Source organism: Microbacterium sp. MPR-TSA4, assembly GCF_058792815.1.
The window spans coordinates 1-5326 of sequence record NZ_JBXAFF010000080.1 but is presented as its reverse complement, the minus strand read 5'-3'; the positions used below and the strand labels follow the sequence as shown (position 1 = coordinate 5326).

At 72.5% G+C, this 5326-nt stretch carries 3 protein-coding genes; 2 read left to right on the top strand and 1 reads right to left on the bottom strand.

What is annotated here, in order from left to right; all coding sequences use genetic code 11:
• Positions 1-281: 281 nt before the first annotated feature.
• Entirely contained in the window at positions 282-869 is a 588-nt protein-coding gene (locus AC1Q49_RS15950; RefSeq protein WP_101305598.1) for a 4'-phosphopantetheinyl transferase family protein, read from the top strand.
• Between the two features lie 69 nt (positions 870-938).
• Here the strand turns inward: AC1Q49_RS15950 and AC1Q49_RS15945 are convergent, their stop codons facing one another.
• The gene (locus tag AC1Q49_RS15945; protein ID WP_492493372.1) at positions 939-2999 is read right to left on the bottom strand and encodes an NAD(+) synthase; all 2061 of its coding nucleotides are present in this window, start codon (positions 2997-2999) and stop codon (positions 939-941) included.
• Positions 3000-3099: 100 nt separating this feature from the next.
• Between AC1Q49_RS15945 and AC1Q49_RS15940 the strand changes: the two genes are divergently transcribed.
• Positions 3100-5326 (top strand): TM0106 family RecB-like putative nuclease (locus tag AC1Q49_RS15940; protein ID WP_492493370.1); only part of this gene is annotated, 2227 nt, incomplete at its 3' end.

The window sequence follows — 5326 nt, the reverse complement described above, 5'->3', positions numbered from 1 at the left end:
GGCTGGTCGTCCGCCGGAGCGGACGCGGCGGCATCCGGGGTGTCGCCGGGGGCGCCGTCGGGGTCGGTGGGCGGAGGTGTCGACATGCACTTTTCCTTCGTCTTGTCCGTCACGGCGCAGCACGGCTCTCCGTAGAGAGGATGCGCGGATACATAGACACTATCGAGTGCGCCCCGCTCCGCGGGCTTTCTCACGCCGCATCCCCTCCCTGCGGGAGGCCGATGTGGGTCAAGATGGGACGGCGTGGCAATCCCCGTCGGCACGGGGGAAGGAAGGACGACATGACACTCACCTCGGTACTCCTGGACACCCCCTCCTCGGTTGCGGCGCGTCTCGGGTGGGATCCCGGTACGAGCGTGCACGATCGCCGCCGCATCCTCGCGAAGGAGCTCATCGCCGCGCGTCTCGGCTGCGACATGACTGAGATCCGCATCGAGCGCGAGGCCCCGCGCGGCTTCGGCTACCACACGCGTCTCATCGCCTCGCGCGACGGGCAGGAGCTGCCGATCGCGATCGTCACGGCGAGCTATCGCGCGGCGACGGTCGTCGCGATCTGCGACCCCGGCCTGCCGCTGGGCATCGACATCCGCGACATGACGCCGGAGCAGGCCGACATCCGGCTGATGCAGAAGCACTCGCACCTGTTCGACCCGAACAACATCCCCGACCTGTTGCAGCACTGGGTGCGCGTGCAGGCGGTGCTCGAGGCCGACGGCCGCGGGGTGCGCGTCGCCCCCGAGCGCGTGCGGCTCGACATGGGGCGGCTCAAGGGGTGGATCCCCGACCGCAACATGAAGTACACCCTGGTCGACGCCTCGCGCGACAGCTGGGTCATCACGGTCGCGATCGGAACGCTCCCCGCCGCCTGAGCACCGCCTTCATCCGTCGCCTCATGCGGGGCGACACGACGACACGGGACGGATGAACGGCGCCGGGGGTCAGGCGGGCGGCAGCGCCCGGTCGAGCTCGGCGAGCCAGACCGCGGGGTTGCCGTCGCTGGGGGCGCGCCAGTCGCCGCGCGGCGACAGCGAGCCGGCCGCGAGCACCTTGGGGCCGTTGGGGATCGCCGTGCGCTTGAACTGGGCGAAGCCGAAGAAGCGGCGCAGGAACACGCGCAGCCAGCGCACGACGGTGTCGCGGTCGTACGCGTAGCGGTCGGATGCCGGGAAGCCGGGCGGCCACGTCCCGGTATCCGCGTCGCGCCAGGCGCGCTCGGCGAGGAAGGCGATCTTCGACGGACGCAGGCCGTAGCGCAGCACGTGGAACAGCGTGAAGTCGTGCAGGGCGTACGGCCCGATCGTGTCCTCCGTCGACTGCACCTTGCCGTCCTGACCCGCCGGGACGAGCTCGGGGCTGATCTCGGTGTCGAGCACCGACTGCAGCACGGCCTTCGCCTCGTCGGTGAGGGCGGTCCCGTCGCCGTCGGAGTGGGCGATCACCCAGCGGATGAGGTGCTGGATCAGGGTCTTGGGCACGCCGGCGTTGACGGCGTAGTGGCTCATCTGATCGCCGACGCCGTAGGTGGCCCACCCCAGGGCGAGCTCCGACAGGTCGGAGGTGCCGACGACGAAGCCGCCGTTCTGGTTCGCGAGTCGGAAGAGGAAGTCGGTGCGGGCGCCGGCCTGCACGTTCTCGAACGTCACGTCGTAGACCGGCTCGCCGTCGGCGAAGGGATGGCCGATGCCCGTGAGCAGTGCGGTCGCCATCGGACGGATGTCGATGGTCTCGATCGACGCGCCGATCGCCTCGGCGAGGGCGATCGCATTCGACTTCGTGTGATCGCTCGTCGCGAAGCCCGGCATCGTGTAGGCGAGGATGTCGCTGCGCGGGCGGCCCATCCGGTCCATCGCGCGGGCGACCACGAGCAGGGCGTGCGTCGAGTCCAGGCCGCCCGAGACGCCGATGACCGGCTTGGGCGAGCCGATCGCGCGCATGCGCTGCTCGAGGGCGGAGACCTGGATGCTGAACGCCTCGAAGCAGTCCTGGTCGAGACGGGCCGCGTCGTCGGGGACGAACGGGAAGCGGTCGAGCGCGCGGCGCAGACCGATGTCGGATGCCGGGGGGTCGACGGTGAAGGCGACCGTGCGCGCGCCGGGCGCGCTGACGCGGCGGTTGTCGTCGAAGGTCCCCTGCCGGAGCCGGTCCTGGCGCAGGCGGTCGAGGTCGACGTCGGCGACCGAGGAGCGCGGGCCGTCGGGGAAGCGCTCGCTCTCAGCCAGGAGGGCACCGGACTCGTAGATCATCGTCTGGCCGTCCCACGACACGTCGTTCGTCGACTCGCCGATCCCCGCCGCGGCGTACACGTAGGCGGCGTTGCAGCGGAACGACTGCGCCTTCGCGAGCAGGTGCCGGTCGTCGGCGCGGGCGACCGTGATGGGGCTGCCGGACAGGTTGAGCAGCACCGTCGCGCCGGCGAGGGCGGCGGCCGAGGACGGCGGGATCGGCACCCACATGTCCTCGCAGACCTCGGCGTGCACGACGAGCCCGGGCACGTCGGTCGCGGCGAACAGCAGGTCGGCGCCGACCGGCACCTCCTGACCCGCGAGGACGGTGGCGGCCGGGGCGCCCGCGCCGGCGGCGTACCACCGGGCTTCGTAGAACTCGCGGTAGGTCAGCGGGTAGCTCTTCGGGACGACGCCGAGCACACGGCCGCGGTGGATGAGGACCGCGCAGTTGTACAGGCGGGCGTCCAGGCGCAGCGGCGCGCCGACGGCGATGAGCGGCCGGAGCTCGCGCGACGCCTCGACGAGCGTCGCGATGGCCGCGTGGACGGCGTCGAGCACGGCATCCTGCATGACGAGGTCGTCGATGGCGTATCCGCTGAGGCAGAGCTCGGGGAAGACCGCGACGGCGACCGCGTCGTCGCTCAGGGCCCGGGTCGCATCGATGACCGCCTCGGCGTTTCGCGCCGGGTCGGCGATGGCGACGGGGATCGTGGCGGCGGCGACGCGCGCGAAGCCGTGCCGGTAGACGCTCTCGAACGGCAGGTTCTCGATCACGTGTCCAGTCTGGCAGGTGCACGGCGCTCCGGCGGGTGCGCGGCGGCCCGCGGTGCACGATGTCGGGGCCTGCGACTAGCGTCGAAGACGGAAGGGCGACATGCGATACATCGAAGACAGCGGCAGCGGGGCGCGCATCGTCTGGAGCGCGACCGATCTGAAGGCCGCTGCGGAGTGCGAGTTCGCCTGGCTCCGGGCGATCGACGCCAAGCTCGGACGGGTGCCCGCGGTGGAGGAACCCACCGATCTCACCCTCGAGCGGGCGGGACGGCTGGGGACGCAGCACGAACGGCGCCAGCTCGAGGCGTACCGCGCGCAGTACCCGGGCCGTGTGGTCGAGCTGCCCGAGACGCGGTCCTCGGATGCCGAGGCCGTCGCCGTCGCGGTCGCCGCGACCACCGCGGCGCTGGCCGATCCGACGGTCGCCGTCGTGTATCAGGCCGTCTTCGCGACGGACGAGTTCGTGGGCTTCGCCGACTTCCTCGTCCGCGACGACCCGACGGCCGCCGCGCCCACGCCGTGGGTCGTGCAGGACACGAAGCTCGCCCGCCGCGCGCGGGTGACGGCGCTCATGCAGCTCGCGGCATACGTCGATCAGCTCGACCGTCTCGGCGTCGCGCGCAGCGACCGGGTGGAGCTGCTGCTGGGTGACGGCTCGACCTCGACGCACGCCGTGCGCGACCTCATGCCGGTGTTCCGCCTGCGGCGCGAGCGCCTGCGTGCGCTCATCGCCGACCGCGATCTGGCCGCCGGTGCCGACGGTGACGCGATCGCGTGGGGCGACGACCGCGGCGCCCTGCGCGTCGTGGCGTGCGGCCGGTGCGCGACGTGCGACGCGGAGGTCGTCGCCCACCGCGACCTGCTGCTGGTCGCCGGCATGCGTCCGGTCCAGCGCGATCGGCTGCGCCTGGACGGCATCCGCACGATCGACGCGCTCGCGGCGGCGCGCGAGGCCCCGGCGCGCATGTCGTGGGACGCGTTCGCGGGCCTGCGCACGCAGCCCCGACTCCAGCTCGAGAGCCCGGCCGGCGGCGTCGGGGATGCGGCGCCGACCTCGGAGCTGCCGCCGGTGCCGACCTACGAGGTGGTGCTCCCGACGGCCATCGGCGCGCTCCCGCGTCCCGACCGCGGCGACCTGTTCTTCGACTTCGAGGGCGACCCGCTCTACACCGAGTCCGCCGACGGTGCCCCCGGGACGACCGGGGCGACGGGGACGAGCGGTGCGATGTGGGGGATCGACTACCTGTTCGGGTGGGTCGACGACGACGAGCAGTACGCGGCGCTGTGGGCGCACACCTTCGCCGAGGAACGCCGGGCGCTCGAGGACTTCCTCGACCTCGTGGCGCTGCGTCGGCGCGCCCACCCCGGCATGCACATCTACCACTACGCGCCGTACGAGCCGACCCACTTGCTCGCGATGGCCGCCCGCTACGGCGTGCGCGAGGCCGAGGTCGACACGCTGCTGCGCGAGGGCGTCTTCGTCGATCTGTACCCGATCGTGCGCCGGGCGCTGCGGGTGGGGTCACGCTCGTACTCGATCAAGAAGCTGGAGCCGCTCTACATGGGCGCCGAGGTGCGCACGAGCGACGTCCAGCGCGGCGACGACTCGATCGTGAAGTACGTCGAGGCCCGCGCGGCGATCGAGTCGGGGGCGCCGGATGCGGGGGCCGCGATCCTCGACGACCTCGCGGACTACAACCGCTACGACTGCGTCTCCACGCGCAGGCTGCGCAACTGGCTCGTCGACCGGGCCCGCGAGGCGCGCCTCGTGCCCTCGGCGGACGTCGACGCCGCGGAGCGTCCCTACGAGCCCTCCCCGCGGGCGGAGGCACTGAACCGGATGGCGGTGGCGGCGGCATCCGCGGCGGCACCCGACGAGACGGCCGTGCTCGCCCTCCGGCTCGGCGCGGCCGCGATCGACTACTACCCGCGCGAGGCGAAGACGTTCTGGGCGACGCACTTCCTGCGCCTGCGCGAGCCGGTGTCGATCTGGGAGGACACGCGCGACGTCATCGTCTTCGACCACGACCGCTGCCGCATCCTGAGCGACTGGCACATCCCGGAGGGAGGTCGGGTGCAGCGACGCGTGGTGGAGCTGCGCGGCGACCTCGCTCCCGGGACGAAGCTGAGCGCCGACGGCTCGGCGTTCGTGCTCTACGAGCTGCCGGCGCCGTTCCCGATCGACACGAGTCCGCGCTGGATCCACGCCGCACGATCGGTGCGGATCGTCGACGTGCTCGATGACGGCGTGGTCGTGGAGGAGAACTCCGTGCAGGGCTTCACCTGGCAGGAGCTGCCCCTCGCGCTGACCCCGCCCCCCCCCCCCC

Bases quoted from the DNA above. Each gene is read 5' to 3' on its own strand.
- AC1Q49_RS15950 (WP_101305598.1), top strand. From the start codon at position 282: ATGACACTCACCTCGGTACTCCTGGACACCCCCTCCTCGGTTGCGGCG.